13 protein-coding genes are annotated in these 15666 nt (G+C 69.4%); 8 read left to right on the plus strand and 5 right to left on the minus strand.

Features of this window, described 5'->3' with window-relative positions:
* Positions 1 to 6 precede the first annotated feature (6 nt).
* From QT386_RS00610 to QT386_RS00620, 3 genes are all read left to right on the plus strand, one after another.
* Positions 7 to 1266 carry a TolC family outer membrane protein gene (locus tag QT386_RS00610; RefSeq protein ID WP_289271788.1) on the plus strand — a complete coding sequence of 420 codons (1260 nt, stop codon included), beginning with the start codon at positions 7 to 9 and terminating at the stop codon, positions 1264 to 1266.
* Between the two features lie 243 nt (positions 1267 to 1509).
* Complete coding sequence (locus QT386_RS00615; RefSeq protein ID WP_289271789.1) at positions 1510 to 2460, plus strand: alpha/beta fold hydrolase; 951 nt, start codon at positions 1510 to 1512, stop codon at positions 2458 to 2460.
* Positions 2461 to 2518: 58 nt separating this feature from the next.
* Positions 2519 to 3760 carry an alpha/beta fold hydrolase gene (locus QT386_RS00620; RefSeq protein ID WP_289271790.1) on the plus strand — a complete coding sequence of 414 codons (1242 nt, stop codon included), beginning with the start codon at positions 2519 to 2521 and terminating at the stop codon, positions 3758 to 3760.
* On the opposite strand, the gene QT386_RS00625 is transcribed toward QT386_RS00620, so the two are convergent.
* Positions 3710 to 4696, minus strand: a complete 987-nt coding sequence (locus QT386_RS00625) for a lysylphosphatidylglycerol synthase domain-containing protein (protein WP_289271791.1) — start codon at positions 4694 to 4696, stop codon at positions 3710 to 3712. The two genes, QT386_RS00620 and QT386_RS00625, sit on opposite strands and share 51 nt — an antisense overlap.
* A 120-nt stretch (positions 4697 to 4816) precedes the next feature.
* On the opposite strand from QT386_RS00625, the gene QT386_RS00630 reads away from it, so the two are divergent.
* From QT386_RS00630 to QT386_RS00645, 4 genes are all read left to right on the plus strand, one after another.
* Positions 4817 to 5626 (plus strand): endonuclease/exonuclease/phosphatase family protein, encoded by an 810-nt coding sequence (locus tag QT386_RS00630; RefSeq protein ID WP_289271792.1) that lies wholly within the window; start codon positions 4817 to 4819, stop codon positions 5624 to 5626.
* The gene (gene clsB, locus QT386_RS00635; RefSeq protein ID WP_289271793.1) at positions 5623 to 6861 is read left to right on the plus strand and encodes a cardiolipin synthase ClsB; all 1239 of its coding nucleotides are present in this window, start codon (positions 5623 to 5625) and stop codon (positions 6859 to 6861) included. The genes QT386_RS00630 and clsB overlap by 4 nt, the downstream gene beginning before the upstream one ends.
* A 73-nt stretch (positions 6862 to 6934) precedes the next feature.
* Complete coding sequence (locus QT386_RS00640; protein ID WP_289271794.1) at positions 6935 to 8185, plus strand: putative Na+/H+ antiporter; 1251 nt, start codon at positions 6935 to 6937, stop codon at positions 8183 to 8185.
* A gap of 235 nt (positions 8186 to 8420) precedes the next feature.
* Positions 8421 to 10754: a Tex family protein gene (locus QT386_RS00645; RefSeq protein ID WP_289271795.1), complete on the plus strand. Its 2334-nt coding sequence runs from the start codon at positions 8421 to 8423 to the stop codon at positions 10752 to 10754.
* A 158-nt stretch (positions 10755 to 10912) separates the two neighbouring features.
* On the opposite strand, the gene QT386_RS00650 is transcribed toward QT386_RS00645, so the two are convergent.
* Both QT386_RS00650 and QT386_RS00655 read right to left on the minus strand, forming a co-directional pair.
* Positions 10913 to 12025, minus strand: a complete 1113-nt coding sequence (locus QT386_RS00650; protein WP_289271796.1) for an acyl-CoA desaturase — start codon at positions 12023 to 12025, stop codon at positions 10913 to 10915.
* 2 nt (positions 12026 to 12027) lie between these two features.
* The gene (locus QT386_RS00655; protein ID WP_289271797.1) at positions 12028 to 13089 is read right to left on the minus strand and encodes a ferredoxin reductase; all 1062 of its coding nucleotides are present in this window, start codon (positions 13087 to 13089) and stop codon (positions 12028 to 12030) included.
* A gap of 94 nt (positions 13090 to 13183) precedes the next feature.
* Between QT386_RS00655 and fabR the strand changes: the two genes are divergently transcribed.
* The gene (gene fabR / locus QT386_RS00660; protein WP_289271798.1) at positions 13184 to 13861 is read left to right on the plus strand and encodes an HTH-type transcriptional repressor FabR; all 678 of its coding nucleotides are present in this window, start codon (positions 13184 to 13186) and stop codon (positions 13859 to 13861) included.
* Between the two features lie 74 nt (positions 13862 to 13935).
* Here the strand turns inward: fabR and QT386_RS00665 are convergent, their stop codons facing one another.
* Both QT386_RS00665 and QT386_RS00670 read right to left on the minus strand, forming a co-directional pair.
* Positions 13936 to 14526 (minus strand): nucleotidyltransferase family protein, encoded by a 591-nt coding sequence (locus QT386_RS00665; protein ID WP_289271799.1) that lies wholly within the window; start codon positions 14524 to 14526, stop codon positions 13936 to 13938.
* The gene (locus QT386_RS00670) at positions 14526 to 15620 is read right to left on the minus strand and encodes an XdhC family protein (RefSeq protein ID WP_289271800.1); all 1095 of its coding nucleotides are present in this window, start codon (positions 15618 to 15620) and stop codon (positions 14526 to 14528) included. The genes QT386_RS00665 and QT386_RS00670 overlap by 1 nt, the downstream gene beginning before the upstream one ends.
* Positions 15621 to 15666: the final 46 nt, after the last annotated feature.

Genomic DNA, 15666 nt, shown 5'->3' on the forward strand with positions numbered 1-15666 from the left:
ACCACAATGAAGCCTTCCTTCCTGATCGTGCTGCTGCTTGCCGCCCCGGCGGCGCAGGCCCTGACCCTCAATGAGGCGGCGCAGGCGGCCCTGCGCAGCGACCCGCGCATCCAGGCGGCCGATGCCGACGTCGCCGCGGCGGCGGGCGGGCTGGACCTGGCGCGCGCCGGCTACCGTCCCAGCCTGGGAATCTCGGCCGACATCGGCCGCTCCGATTTCCAGGTGGATTCGGCCTTCCCGCCCTCCGGCACGCGCACTCCCAACTCCGCCGGCGTGCAGCTGACGCAGCCGCTCTATGCCGGCGGCCGTATCGACGCCGCCTACGACGCCGCCAGCAGTGACGCCGAAGGCGCCGGCAGCCGCCGGTCGGCCACGCGGCAGCAGGTGTTGCTGGCCGCGGTGAACGCTTATCTGGGCGTGGCGCGCGACCGCGTGGTGATCGATCTCAACGAGGCCACCCTGCGTGCGCTGACCACCGCCGGCAGCGATACGCAGAAGCGTTTCGATGCCGGCGAGGCGACACGCACCGACGTTTCGCAGGCGCAGGCCCGCGTGGCTGGCGCTCAGGCCGAGCTGGCCGGCGCCCGTGCCGCGCTGCGGGCCTCGTCGGCGAGCTTCGAGCGTGTCGTCGGCGCGGCGCCGCAGGCGCTGGCCGAGCCCGCTGCGGAACCGGCGCTGCCCGCGACCCTGGCGGAAGCCCTGCAGCAGTCGCGCGGCTCGCCGCTGCTGCTCGAGGCCAAGGCGCAGCAGCGCGCCGCCAAGGCCGGCGTGGCCGGCGCACGCGCGGCGGCGATGCCGCAACTGTCGCTGGATGCGCAGGCCAGCACCGCGGACAACACCGACTTCGGCTACGAGCGCATCGACCGCTGGTCGGCGCTGGTGAAGCTGCAGGTGCCGCTCTACCAGGGCGGCGGGCTGCGCGCGCGCATGCACGAAGCCGAGGCGCGCGAAACGCAGGCTGGCGCGCTGGCGGCCGACGCCCAGCGTGCCGTGGATGAGTCCGTGATCCAGGCCTGGGAAGCATTGCAGGCGGCACGCGACCGGGTGCCGGCCTACGAGGCGCAGGTGCAGGCGGCGGACTACGCGCTCGACGGCGTGCGCAAGGAACTGCAGGTGGGCAGCCGCACGACGCTGGACCTGCTCGACGCCGAGCGCGAGCTGCTGGCAGCGCAGGTGAGCCTGGCCAACAGCCGGCGCGATCGCACCGCGGCGGCGTATCGGCTGCTGGCGGTCTGCGGGCAGCTGGAGCTGGCGGCGATCCGGTAGCGAATCCCCACTCGCCAGGCTGGGCTGGCGCCCCGCGCCGCAATGGCGTAAGAATGCGGGCAAGGACCCGCCCACAGGGAGTGGCGGGCGATAAGAAGAAGGGAGAACAAACCGTCCGTCGCCGTCCGGCGACCGCAGGCCTGGACCTGTGCGCGGGGGATGGGCGGCATGCCCACACTGCGGACACGCTCGCGCGGAGTTGCGGGCCCTCCCAAGAAGAGTAGCCCGAAGGATTGCGACGACATGCCGCATGTAACGCTGCGCGACGGTGCGCGGATGCATTACTGGGACATCGGCCGGGGCCCGGCTTGTGTGCTTCTCCACGGTTTCGGCATGCACGGCTGGATGTGGCTGCCGCTGGTGGCGCCGCTGGCGCTGCGCAACCGCTTCATCCTTCCCGACCTGCGCGGCTTCGGCCGCTCGCACCTGCTTCCGATCCGCAAGCCCAATGCGCTGGAGCAGCACGCCGACGATCTCGAGGACCTGCTGACCGCGCTGGACCTGAAGCAGCCGGCGCTGGCCGGCATGTCGATGGGCGCCTGCACCTCGCTGGAGTACCAGCGCCGGTATGGTTTCGACCGTGTCTCCGGCTATCTCAACATCGACAACCCGCCCTGCGTCACCGGCAAGCCCGGCTGGCCCTGGGGCCTGTTCGGCGAGCGCCACCTGGCCTTCCGCGGCGAGCTGCGCGAGCTGATCGCCGATCTCGGCGAGCACGCGCCCTACACGCCGTTCGAGGAGCTGCCGAAGAAGCTGCGCGGCCGCATGTGGCAGCACCTGGCGCAGTTCGGCATGGACGCGGTGGAGAACCCTGTCCTGCAGCGCCTGTTCAGCCTCGGCCGCTTCGAGCCGTTGATCAAGCGCCTGGCCGGCACCGGCCAGTGGCGCGTCTACATCGACATCATGCGCACCTATGCCGAGATGGACCACGACTGGCGCGACTCGGTGGGCCGCACCCAGGGCAAGATCTTCCGCGTCTTCGCCGGTACGCATTCCAGGCTGTATCCCATCGAAGGGCAGATGGCCTTCTCGCGCTACGTGCCGGACGTGGAGATCGTGCGCTTCGAGGGCGCCGGCCACTGCGTGCAGTTCGACTCGCCGGCGCTGTTCACCCGCGAGCTGGGCCGCTTCCTGGACGACGTGCACCGCCGTCCGCAGCGTGTGGCGGCAGAGCCACAGCGTCTCCGGGCCTGAACCGCTATTCTTTCCCGGTGCGCAGGAGCCTTGGACTCCTGCGGCCGGGAGAGAAGAGATGAACCGACTGCAGAAGGAGGCCCTGGACCAGGGCCTGAAGCTCCACGAACGTGTCGCGGCGATGGCGGACAACGCCTTCGACTGGCTGTTCCTGCGCGAGACTCTGATCAAGTCGGGGCTCACGCCCTTCGAGACGGTCTATGCTGGCGACCCGATGTCGCTGCGCTACTACCCGCCCCCAGCGGAGTCCGGTATCGAGCTGGCCGACGGCAGCCGCATGGCGGTGCGCCAGCAGCGCCACCCGGTGCCGCTGGTGCTGGTGCCGCCGCTGGGCGTCACCACCGAGACCTTCGACCTGCTGCCGCAGCGCAGCCTGGTGCGCTACCTGTCGGCGCGCGGCTTCCATGTCTACCTGATCGACTGGGGCAAGCCCGAGAAGCGCCATGCCGGCCTGGGCCTGAAGGACTATGCCATCGACATGTTCGGCACCGCCCTGGCCGAGGTGCGCGCGCATTCCGGCGTGAAGGAGGTGTCGCTGATGGGCTGGTGCATGGGCGGCCTGCTGTGCCTGATGCACATGGGCTTCTCGCAGGACAAGCACATCCGCAATCTCATCACGGTGGCCAGCCCCATCGACCTGCGCGGCGGCGGCATCGTCGCGCGCAGTGCCACCGTGCTGAACACGCCGGCCAAGCTGGTGCGCCGCTTCAGCTCGCTGCGCTTGCATATGCTGGACCCCATCCGCCTGCACGCCCCGGGCTGGCTGACCACGCTGGCCTTCAAGATGACCGACCCGGTCGGCGCCGTCACCAGCTATTGGGACCTGCTGGCGCGGCTGTGGGACCGTGACTTCGTCGAGAGCCATTCCACCACCGCGGACTACCTGAACAACATGCTGTTGTACCCCGGCGGCGTGATCCAGGACATGGTGGTGAAGATGGCCATCGACAACCAGCTCGCCGCCGGCCGCATCGAAGTGCGCGACCGCGTCGCGGACCTGACGAAGATCAAGGCCAACCTGCTGGTCTTCGCCGGCACCAGCGACATCCTCGTGCCGGCGCAGATCGCGCGCCGCATCGTCGAGGTGGTGGCATCCAAAGACAAGGAATTCCGCATTGCGCCCGGCGGGCACATGGGCGTGATCCTGGGCAGCGGCGCACCCAGGGAGGTCTGGGAAGCCAGTGCCCAGTGGCTCGACGAGCGCTCCAGCCTCGACGAGGCCCCGGCCAAGGACACCGCCGCCACGGCCTCACTGCGTCGGGCGCGGCGCTCCCGCATTGCTGACGATCCCACGCTCTGAGGCAGCGCCGTCGGCGCGCCAGCGCGTCTCCAGCAGCAGGCACACCGGGATGGCGTGCGCCAGGGGCAGCAGGAACCAGATCGCGCGCCAGGCCAGCAGGGCCGCCAGCACCGAGGCTTCGGTGTAGACCGGGCTGAGCAGCGCCAGGAAAACCGCCTCCACCACGCCCAGTCCGCCGGGGATGCGGATCACCAGCGTCGCCAGCGTGGCCAGGTAATAGGCGCCCATCACCGTGGCCAGTGGCAGAGGGTCCGGCATCAGGCTGTAGATGGTGACCGTGATCATGCTCCAGCTCAGGCCCGAGAGCGCCAGCTGTGCCAGCGCCATCGGCAGCGAGGGCAGGCGCAGGTGCAACTGGCGGAAGTTCCAGTCGCGACGCTTTGCAAAGGCGCACATCGCCAGCCATGCCGTGAGCAGGGCGAGCAGCAGGAACCCGGCCGCGCGCACGGCCATCACGTCCACCGGCCAGCTGGCCGGCAGTTCCGGCGGGACCAGCACGAACACCAGGCCGGCCACCAGCAGGTAGCCGGTCCAGTTGGTGGCCAGCGCCAGCGTCAGCACGCGCAGGATCTGCCGTGAGCCCAGGCCCTGCCGGGAGTACAGCCGGTAGCGGAAGCCCATGCCGCCGAGTATCGCGCCCAGGTTGAGGTTGAAGGCGTAGCTGACCCCGGCGATGGCCAGGACCCGACGCGTGGGCAGGTGATGGCCGGCATAGCGCCGGCCGATCAGGTCGTAGGCACTGAAGACCAGGTGGCCTAGCATCATCAGCAGGACGGCCTGCAGGAGCATCGGTGCCTGGTAACTGCGCAGGGCCATGCCCACGGCCGCCCAGTCGATGCTTCGGGCGCGGTCCGCCAGCAGGATCACCACCCCTGCGAAAAACGCGACTGCGATGAGCCGCCCCGCCAGCCGGCGCCGACGCCGCTTCCTGTCCATGGAATTGAAGCTCCTTTCACCTATTGGAGCGCCGCGGCCGCGGCCGGGTTCCCCTTCAGCTACGGTTCATCCGCCCGGGCCGACCATGGCCACCAACGGATTTTGAGATGTGAGGGGAACATGGATGCTCCCGTACACGGCCCGGATGCCCGCAGTGGGCTGGCGCAGGACGCGCCTGCCGGCCAGGAACTTTCGTTCAGGATTCTGTCCCTGAACACGCACAAGGGCTTCACCGTCTTCAACCGGCGCTTCGTGCTGCACGAACTGCGCGAGGCGGTGCGTGGCGTGGGCGCCGACATCGTCTTCCTGCAGGAAGTGATCGGCTCGCACCAGGAGCACTCGACCCGCTACGAGAACTGGCCGGCGATGTCGCAGTACGAGTTCCTGGCCGACACCATCTGGAAGGACTTCGCCTACGGCCGCAACGCGGTGTATCCCGCCGGCGATCATGGCAATGCGCTGTTGTCCAAGTTTCCGATCCTGAGCTATCGCAATCTCGACGTGTCCCAGCGCGGGCCGGAACGGCGTGGCTTGCTGCATTGCGTGTTGAAGCACCCCGGCTCCGGCAAGGAGATCCACGCCATCTGCGTGCACCTGGGGCTGCGCGAGTCGCACCGCCTGGAGCAACTGCGCCTGATGTGCCGCCTGATCGACGAACTGCCGCCCGACGCGCCATTGCTGGTGGCGGGCGACTTCAACGACTGGCGACAGCGCGCGCATGAGCTGCTGCACCGGTGCTCCAGCCTGCGGGAGGTCTTCATCGAGGCCATGGGCCGCGCGGCGCGCAGCTTCCCGGTGCGCTGGCCGCTGCTTCCGCTGGACCGCATCTACGTGCGCAATGTGCGCGTGCGCGTGCCCGAGGTTCTGCACCGCAGGCCCTGGTCGCACCTGTCCGATCACGCTGCGCTGATCGCGGAGATCCAGGTATGACCACCGAGCGCTGGCGTGAAGGCAACAGCCTGCGGCTGCTGGAGAATGGCGAGGAATTCTTTCCCCGCGTGTTCGAGGCGATCCGTGCGGCACGCAGCGAGGTGCTGGTGGAGACCTTCATCCTGTTCGACGACCCGGTGGGCCGCCAGTTGCGCGAGGCCCTGATCGCCGCGGCCCAGGGTGGGGCGCGGGTCGAGATCCTGATGGACCACTACGGTTCGCCGGATCTGTCGGACGAATTCCTCGGTGGCTTGGTGGGCGCCGGGGTCAGGGTGCACTTCTTCGATGCCCAGCCCAAGCTGCTGGGCTACTTCCGCGTCAATCCGCTGCGCCGCCTGCATCGAAAGCTGGTGGTGGTCGATCGCACCATCGGCTTCATCGGCGGCATCAACTACTCCTACGACCACCTGCGCGAGTACGGCCCCGAGGGCAAGCAGGACTACTCGGTGGAGGTGATGGGGCCGGTGGTGGAGGACATGCGCGAGCTGATGGAGGAAGCGCTGCAGTCGCCGGAGCGCCAGTCGCGCCGACGCCGCTTCTGGTGGCGCAGCCCCGCGCTGAAGACCTTTCCGCCCGGCACGGGCAAGGCCCGGGCGCTGCTGGTGGTGCGTGACAACCAGGAGCATCGCGACGATATCGAGCGGTACTACCGCTCGGCCATCCGCAGCGCGCAGCGTGAGGTGATCATCGCCAACGCGTACTTCTTTCCCGGTGTGCGCCTGCTGCGCGAGATGCGCGCGGCGGCGCGGCGAGGTGTGCGCCTGGTGCTGATCCTGCAGGGTGCCCCGGACAAGGCGATCATGCGCTGGGCGGCGGTGACGCTCTATGACTATCTGCTGCGCTCCGGCGCGGTGATCTACGAGTATTGCGAGCGCCCGCTGCACGGCAAGGTCGCGGTGATCGACGACGACTGGGCCACGGTGGGCTCCAGCAACCTCGATCCCTTGAGCCTGGCGCTGAACCTGGAAGCCAACCTGCTGATCCGTGACCGCGATTTCACCGGCACCCTGCGGGAGCGCCTGCAGCACCTGATGGACCATTGCTGCCGCGAGGTGCCGCCCCCGCCTACGCCCAAGCCGCGCTGGTGGAGCCAGGCCTCTGCCTATCTGGTGTTCCGCCTGCTGCGCCGCTTCCCGCGCTGGGTAGAGGCCTTGCCGCAGCATCGCCCGAAGATCTCCGCGGCGGAGATCGCGGCGGAGCGCCACGGGGTGCAGCCGCAGCGCGACGCCGCCTAGGGTCCCTGTTCTGGCCTTTGGCGGGGCATGCGGTTAGGCTTGTCGCTCCGCACCCCTGAAAAGCGCCTGACGCATGAACCCCAGCGCCATCGAGGTCGCCGCGGCGATCATCTTCGCCGTCGCCCTGCTGCACACCTTCACTGCCAAGCTGTTCGAGCGCCTGGCCCACCACAATCCTCGCCACTCCGGCCTGCTGCACCTGCTGGGTGAGGTGGAGATCGTGTTCGGCTTCTGGGCCGCGGTGCTGATCGTGGTCATGGCGATGATGGTCGGAGGCGGCGAGGCGGTGAGCTATGCCGAGTCGCGGCACTACACCGAGCCCCTGTTCGTGTTCGCCGTGATGGTGGTGGCGGCCTCGCGCCCGGTGCTGGAGTCCGTGCGGCGACTGGTGGCCGCCGTGGCGCGAGTGCTGCCGCTGCCGACACGCCTGGCACAGGTCTGGCTGAGCCTCTCGCTGGTGCCGCTGCTGGGCTCGCTGATCACCGAGCCGGCGGCCATGACGCTGGCGGCGCTGATGCTGATGCGCACGCTGTTCGATACGCCACTGCCGGAGCGGCTCAAGTACGCGGCACTCGGCGTGTTGTTCGTCAACATCTCCATCGGCGGCACGCTCAGCTCCTTCGCCGCGCCGCCGGTGCTGATGGTGGCGGCCACCTGGGGCTGGGACTCGATGTTCATGCTGACCCACTTCGGCTGGCGCGCCGCCTGCGCCGTGCTGATCAATGCCACGGTGCTGTGCTGGTTCATGCGCGGGCACTTGGGCGGGGATGTCCAGGAGCCGCAGGAGCGCGAGCCGGTGCCGCTGCTGGTGACACTGATCCATTTCGCCTTCCTGGCCGGCGTGGTGGTCTTCGCGCATCACCCGGTGATCTTCCTGGGGCTGTTCCTGTTCTTCCTCGGCTATACCCAGGCCTACAACACGCACCAGAACCCGCTGATCCTCAAGGAGGCCCTCCTGGTGGGCTTCTTCCTGGCCGGCCTGGTGGTGCTGGGTGGCATGCAGCAATGGTGGCTGCAGCCGATCATCTCGGGGCTGTCGCCGCTGGCGCTGTTCTTCGGCGCCACGGCGCTGACGGCGATCACGGACAACGCCGCGCTGACCTACCTCGGCTCGCTGATCACCGGCATTTCGGACGAGGCCAAGTACATGCTGGTGGCTGGCGCGGTGACTGGAGGCGGCCTTACGGTAATCGCCAACGCGCCGAACCCGGCTGGCGTGGCGCTGCTCAAGGGCGGCTTCCGCGATGCCTCCATCGGTGCCGGCGGCCTGCTGCTGGGCGCCCTGCCGCCGACGCTGGTCTCCCTGGTGTTCTTCCTGCTTTGAGCGGCAGTGGCGCCTGCCGGTAGCGGAAAAAGCGAAAATACAAGCCTTGCCATCCGCCGCCTGCGGGCCTATGGTTCGCCTAGTTGGCGAGTAGCTTGATTTCCGGGCCGCAGCGATCTCCCAAGGGCGCTCCGGCCGGCCACCTCGCGACAGGAAGCTACTCGCCAACCCTTCCCCCTCCCAAGACGGCGCCGCGCGGCCCAGCCGCCCGGTGCGACGACTGCTTTTCATTCGCATGAGCTCCACCGCAGAACGCATCCTCCGCACGATCTCCACCGACATCGCCGCCCGCCCGCAGCAGGTTTCCGCCGCCGTGGCCCTGCTCGACGAGGGCGCCACCGTGCCCTTCATCGCGCGCTACCGCAAGGAAATCACCGGCGGTCTCGACGACACCCAGCTACGCCTGCTCGAAGAGCGCCTAGGCTATCTGCGAGAGCTGGAAGCCCGCCGCGCGGCGGTGCTGGAGTCGATCCGCTCGCAGGGCAAGCTGAGCGAGGACCTGGAGTCGCGCATCGTCGCGGTGGAGACCAAGGCCGAACTGGAAGACCTCTACCTGCCGTACAAGCCCAAGCGCCGCACCAAGGCCGAGATCTCGCGCGAGAAGGGCCTGGGCCCGCTGGCCGAGACGATCCTGGAAGACCGCAGCGTGGTGCCGGCGGAGCTGGCGGCGCAGTACCTCAATGCCGAGGTGGCCGACGTGAAGGCCGCGCTGGAGGGCGCGCGCGACATCGTCATGGAGCGCTTCGCCGAGAACGCCGAGCTGCTGGGGCGTCTGCGGTCCTACATGAAGGAACGCGCCGTGCTGCGCGCCAAGGTCTTCGAGGGCAAGGAAGAGACCGGCGCCAAGTTCTCCGACTACTTCGCCCATCATGAGCGCTGGTCCACCATCCCCGGCCACCGCGCGCTGGCGATGCTGCGCGGCCGCAACGAGGAAGTGCTGGCCCTGGAGATCGAGGTGGATGCCGAGGATACCTCCACCTGGAAGCCGGTGGAGCGCATGGTTGCCGACGCCTTCGCGGTGAACCCGGCCAAGGGTGCCGCCGACAGCTGGCTGATGGACGTAGTGCGCTGGACCTGGCGCGTGAAGCTGTCGTTCTCGCTGTCGATGGACCTGATGACCGAGCTGCGCGAGCGCGCCGAGGAAGAGGCGATCCGCGTGTTCGCGCGCAACCTCAAGGATCTGCTGCTGGCGGCGCCTGCCGGCTCCCGCGCCACCATGGGCCTGGACCCCGGTATCCGCACCGGCGTGAAGGTGGCGGTGATCGACGGCACCGGAAAGCTGCTGGAAACCGCCACGGTCTATCCCTTCCAGCCGCGCAACGACGTGCGCGGCGCGCAGGCCGAGCTGGCGCGCCTGGTCGCCAAGCACCAGGTGCAGCTGATTGCCATCGGCAACGGTACCGCCAGCCGCGAGACCGACAAGCTGGTCGGCGAGCTGCTGCCGCTGCTGCCGGGCAGCGCGCGGCCGATCAAGGTCACGGTCAGCGAGGCGGGCGCCTCGGTGTATTCCGCGTCGGCCACCGCGGCGGCGGAGTTTCCGGACCTGGACGTGTCGCTGCGCGGCGCGGTGTCGATCGCGCGGCGCCTGCAGGACCCGCTGGCGGAGCTGGTGAAGATCGATCCCAAGTCGATCGGCGTCGGCCAGTACCAGCATGACGTGGACCAGTACCGTCTCGCCCGAGCGCTGGACGCCGTGGTGGAAGACGCAGTGAACGCCGTGGGCGTGGACCTCAACACCGCCTCGGCGCCGCTGCTGGCGCGCGTCTCGGGATTGGGCGGCTCGCTGGCCGAGGCCATCGTCCTGCACCGCGACAGCGTCGGCGCCTTCAAGTCGCGCCGTGACCTGCTGGAAGTCTCGCGCCTGGGCCCCAAGACCTTCGAGCAGTGTGCCGGCTTCCTGCGCATCACGGAGGGCACCGAGCCGCTGGACGCATCCTCGGTGCATCCGGAAGCCTACGGCCTGGCCGAGCGCATCGTGTCGGCCTGCGGCCGTGACCTGCGCAGCCTGATGGGCGACAGCGCCACCCTGCGCAAGCTCGACCCCAAGCGTTTCGTCGACGACCATTTCGGCCTGCCGACGGTGCGCGACATCATCGCCGAGCTGGAGAAGCCCGGCCGCGATCCGCGCCCGGAGTTCCGCACCGCCGCCTTCGCCGACGGCATCGACGACCTCAAGGACCTCAAGCCCGGCATGATGCTGGAGGGTACGGTGACCAACGTCGCCGCCTTCGGCGCCTTCGTCGACATCGGCGTGCACCAGGATGGCCTGGTGCATGTCTCGCAGCTGGCCGACAAGTTCGTGAAGGACCCGCACGAGGTGGTGAAGGCCGGTGACGTGGTCAAGGTGCGCGTGGTGGAGGTGGACGTGAAGCGCAAGCGCATCGCCTTGTCGATGAAGAAGGATGATGCCGGCGCGTCGCGCGGCGGCGCTCCGGCCGAGCGCTCCTCCGGTCCGCGTGATCGTGATCGGCGCGATGCGCGACCGGCGGCGCGTCCGCCGCAGGCGCCGCCCAAGCCACAGCAGGGTTCGCTGGGTGCGGCGTTGATGGATGCGCTGAAGAAGAAGTAAAGACGTTGATTCCCTCTCCCGATTGCGGGAGAGAGATCAAGGGAGAGGGTTTCTGCATAGCCAGGAAGGATCAGCCCAGCCGCGTTTTACAGAACCCCTGCCCCGGCCCTACGGGCCACCCTCTCCCGCAAGCGGGAGAGGGGACGAGAAGACCCGCCTTACGCCGCTTCCGCCATCGGTTCGACCAGCGGCGCCGGCTTGCCGGGCCGGCTCGGCAGCGCATGGCGCAGGATGCGCCAGATCACCTGGCCGAACTGGCTCCATATCGACCCCGTGTTGTAGTTCTGCCCGTAGCGCTGGCAGATGGCCCGCACCTCCGGCGCCACCTGGGCATAGCGGCGCGCCGGCATGTCCGGATACAGGTGGTGCTCGATCTGGTGGCTGAGGTTGCCGGTCATGATGTGCAGCAGCTTGCCGCCGCTGAGGTTGGACGAGCCGCGCAGCTGGCGCAGGTACCAGTGGCCGCGGCTCTCGTTCTGCACCACGCTCTTGGGAAAGGTCTCGGCATCGGCGGTGAAATGGCCGCAGAAGATCACGGCGTAGGTCCACAGGTTGCGCATGCCGTTGGCCACCAGGTTGCCCAGCAGCACCGGCAGGAAGAAGGGGCCGGCCAGCAGCGGGAACAGCACGTAGTCCTTCAGCAGCTGCCGGCCCATCTTGCGGCCCACGGGGCGGAACTCCTCGCGCAGCTCGGCCTTGGTCTTGCGCCCACTGAAGACCTTGCCCAGCTCCAGGCGCTGGATCGCCACGCCCCACTGGAACAGCAGGGCGAAGATCACCGCGATCAGCGGCTGGAACAGGTAGAAGGGGCGCCAGCGCTGCTCGGGGAACAGGCGCAACAGGCCGTAGCCGATGTCGTCGTCCATGCCGCGCACGTTGGTGTAGGTGTGGTGCTTGTAGTTGTGCGTGTGGCGCCAGTTGTCGCTGGTGCCGACGATGTCCCATTCGTAGGTCTTGCCGTTGAGGTGGGGATCGCGCATCCAGTCGTACTGGCCGTGCATCACGTTGTGGCCCAGCTCCATGTTCTCCAGGATCTTGGACAGGCCCAGCAGCAGCGTGCCCAGCACCCAGGCCGGCGGGAACGCGCCGAAGAACAGCAGCGCGCGGCCGGCGGCCTCGGTGTAGCGCACGGCGGCGACGATGCGGCGGATGTAGCGCGCGTCCTCGGCGCCGACCTGGGCCATGGTGCGGGTGCGCAGCGCGTCGAGCTCGGCGCCGAAGGCGTCCATCTCGGCATGGGACAGCGGGCGGTTCAAGGTGGCTTGGCTCATGGTCAGAGATCCAGGGTGAGGTCGCTGCGGGCGGCGCTGATGCAGATGCGCAGTTCGCTGCCCGGTTCGGCGAGGGTCTCGCCGCTGTTGAGGTTCTGCCCCACGCCCTCGACGAGGCGGCAGGCGCAGGTGTTGCACAGCCCCATGCGGCAGCCCGAGTCCGGGTGCAGGCCCTGGGCTTCCAGCGCCGCCAGCAGCGGCGCGCCGGAGGGCACTTCCAGCGTCTGGCCGCTGCGCAGCAGCTGCACGCGCACCGGCGCGCCGCCGGCCACGGCCTCGGGTGGGGTGAAGGCCTCGCCGTGGAAGCGCAGCGCGCGCTCCTGCGTGAGGCGGCGGGCGTCTTCCACGAAGCCGCGCGGGCCGCAGGCGAAGACCTGCAGGGCGGACAGGTCCGGCGCCACTTCGTCCAGCAGCGCGGCATCGAGGCGGCGGCCGAACTCGCCGGCCAGGCGCAGCGGTTCGCGCGTCAGCGCGAAGTGCAGGCGCAGGCGCGGCTGGCGTGCGGCCAGCTCGCGCAGCTCCTCGGCAAAGCACAGTTCGTCGCGGCGCTGGGCCCAGTACACCAGCGTGGCCTCGGCCTGCGGGTTCTGCTCCAGCGCCAGGCTCAGCGCCATCAGCGGGGTGATGCCGCTGCCGGCGGCCAGGAACAGGTAGCGGCCGGGGCCCTGCGGCAGGCTCATCTCGCCGTAGGCCTGGCCCAGCTCCACCACCGCGCCGGGGCGCAGCTCGCAGAGCGCGTTGCTGAGGCGGCCGTTCTCCACCCGCTTGATGGTCAGACGCAGGCGCCCATCCGCGCACGGCGGCCGGGTGAAGCTGTAGCTGCGCGTCAGGCGCACGCCCTCGACCTCGGCGGTGAGGTTGAGGTGCTGGCCGGGGGTGAAGCCGGCAAAGCGGCGGTTGGGCTGCAGGGTCAGGGTGACGGCGCCGCGCGCTTCCTCGCGGCGGGCGACCACGCGCGCCAGGCAGCGGTCCCAGGCCTGGATGCTGCCGAACTGGCGGCTCCAGAAATCGAAGACCGGCGCCGCGACGGCAGCACGCAGCAGACGGTTGGGGGCAGGGCTCATGGACATTCTTTCCGGTGGCGGACGGGACCAGTATACCGGCAAAAGTACATTTGTCTATACAACTGTATATTAATGATGCGCTATGATTGGGGGCATGACCACCAGCACCCCGACCCGAGCCCCCAGCCGTAGCCCCCGCCGCGGGCAGGCCCCCCAGGGGCGCAAGCCGGTGATCACGCGGGACGACTTGATTGCGGCCGCGCTCAAGCTGGTGGGGCCGAACCGCAGCGTCTCGAACCTGAGCCTGCGCGAGGTAGCCCGCGAGGCGGGTATCGCGCCCAACAGTTTCTATCGCCATTTCCGTGACGTGGACGAGCTGGCCATTGCCCTGATCGACCAGGCCGGGCGCTCGCTGCGCAAGATCATCGGTGAGGCGCGCCATCGCGCCGCCAGTGGCCGCAGCATCGTGCGCAGCTCGGTGGAAACCTTCATGGAGCAGCTCAACGCCGACGAAAAGCTGCTGCACATCGTGCTGCGCGAGGGGACGGTCGGTTCCGAGGCCTTCAAGCAGGCGGTGGAGCGGGAGCTGCGGTCCTTCGAGGAAGAGCTCTGCGTGGACCTGATGCGTCTGGCGGAGCTCAACAAGCTGCCAATCTACGAGCCGCGACTGGTGGCCAAGGCGATCACGCGCTTGGTCTTCGCCATGGGCACCACCGCCATGGACCTGCCGCCGGATCGTCACCCGGAGCTGGTCGAGGAGATGGTGAAGATCCTGCGCATGATCATGGTCGGCACGCAGACCATGGCGAAAGAAGGCATCGTCGCGGATTGATCGGTTGCAGGAGCGGCGATCAGCCGCGAACGCCGGTCAACACCATCACCCATGCTCGCGGCTGACAGCCGCTCCTACGAGTGGTTCAGTTTCTCGTAGTCGTCCCGCGTATCCACGTCCACTGCCGCCTCCGGCATGTCCACGCGCAGCAGTTCCTGCGCCTGCCGCTCCAGCAGCCCGCGCGCGCCCTGCGGGCCCGACCAGCCGGACAGTTCCTCATACCAGGCCCTCGGGAAAACGCAGGGTGGCCCCAGGGCATCGCCATGCGCGGCGGCCGCCATGCGCTGCGGTGCGCGCTGCCAGGCCTCCAGCAGCAGAAGCAACTGCGGCGCCTGTATCCGGGGCTGGTCCGCCAGGCAGACCAGCGCGGCCTGCGAGTCGCCGCCTAGCAGGTGGCGGAAGCCGCAGCCCAGCGAACTCCCCATGCCCTGCGACCACGCTTGGTTATGCAGCAAGGTCAGTGGCAGGCCCTCGAGTGCCGCGGCCACCTCGGCGGCGTAGGCGCCGGTGACCACCGTCAGCGACAGGCCGGCGTCGAGCACGGCCTGCGCGGCGCGGCGCACCATCGCCTGGCCGGTGAGCGGCGCGAGCTGCTTGGCGCTGCCGAAGCGGCTGGCGTTGCCGGCCGCCAGCAGCAGGGCATGGACTCGCGGTGCTTCGGCCATCAGTGGATCGGCCCATCGAGCGCGCTCAGCACGCCGCCGGCGCGGCCGCTGTGGGCCGCCAGGATCTCCGCGGCGATCGCCAGCGCGATTTCCTCCGGCGTCTCCGAGCCCAGGTCCAGCCCGGCGGGTGCGCGCAGGCGCGGCGGCAGCAGTCCGGTGCCGGCGTGCAGCTTGGCGGCGCGGCTGCGCGAGCCGATGGCGCCGAGGTAGGCCAATGGCAGCGTGGCCAGCTCGCGCAGGTAGTCGATGTCGCGCTCGAGGTTGTGCGTCATCACCACGGCGGAGTCGTATTGGCGCGGCCCCAGGGCTTGCAGCAGCGTCGCCGGCATGGCCCGGAGAAATCCGCTGCCCGGCGGCAGGTCCTCGGGTGCGGCGCCGTCCTGCTGGTGATCCACCATCGTCACCAACCAGCCCAGCGTCCGTGCGAAGCGTGCCAGCGCCACGGCACCGGCGGTGACGCCCACCAGCAGCAGTGCATGCGGCGGACGCAGGCGCTCGATCAGCACCTCGTAGCCGCCACGAGCGGTGTCGACGCTTTGCACCAGGGGGGCGCTGCCGGCGCTGCCGCCTTGCGCGAGGACGGCCTCGGTCAATGCCGGATCGTCCAGGTTGCTGCTGGCCACGCCGCCGCACCAGACCAGGCGCTGAGGGCGCGGTGACAGGCAGAGGCCGTCGCGGGTGTAGGCGGTGGCGAGGAAGCCGTCGCGGCGTGAGGCCAGGCAGTCCGCCACCGCATCGACGAAATGCAGGTCCTCGTCGCGGGACAGCGGCTCGATCAGCACTTCCAGCTCGCCGCCACAGCCCATCTCGACCATCACGTCGAGCCCATGCTCGCGGTTGTAGCGCACGATCTCGGCGCGCCCGCTGGCGATCACGCCCTGCGCGCGCGCAACGATGTCGCGTTCCGGGCAGCCGCCGGACAGGCCGCGAACGATCTGGCCGTCGCCACAGACCAGCATGCGCGCACCGGCGCGGCGGAAGGTGGAGCCCTGCGTACGCGTCAGCGTAGCCAGTGCACCGCCGCCGGCAAAGCCCTGGGCCTGCAGCCGGCGCAGCCCGGCCAGCAGCGGGGCGAATTCCTGCGGGGTGTTCATCGCACTATGGTGCCGCGACCGCCGTCCCTGACGCATCGCCCGCCAG

The organism is Solimonas sp. SE-A11, assembly GCF_030345715.1.
Taxonomy (GTDB): Bacteria; Pseudomonadota; Gammaproteobacteria; order Nevskiales; family Nevskiaceae; genus Solimonas_A.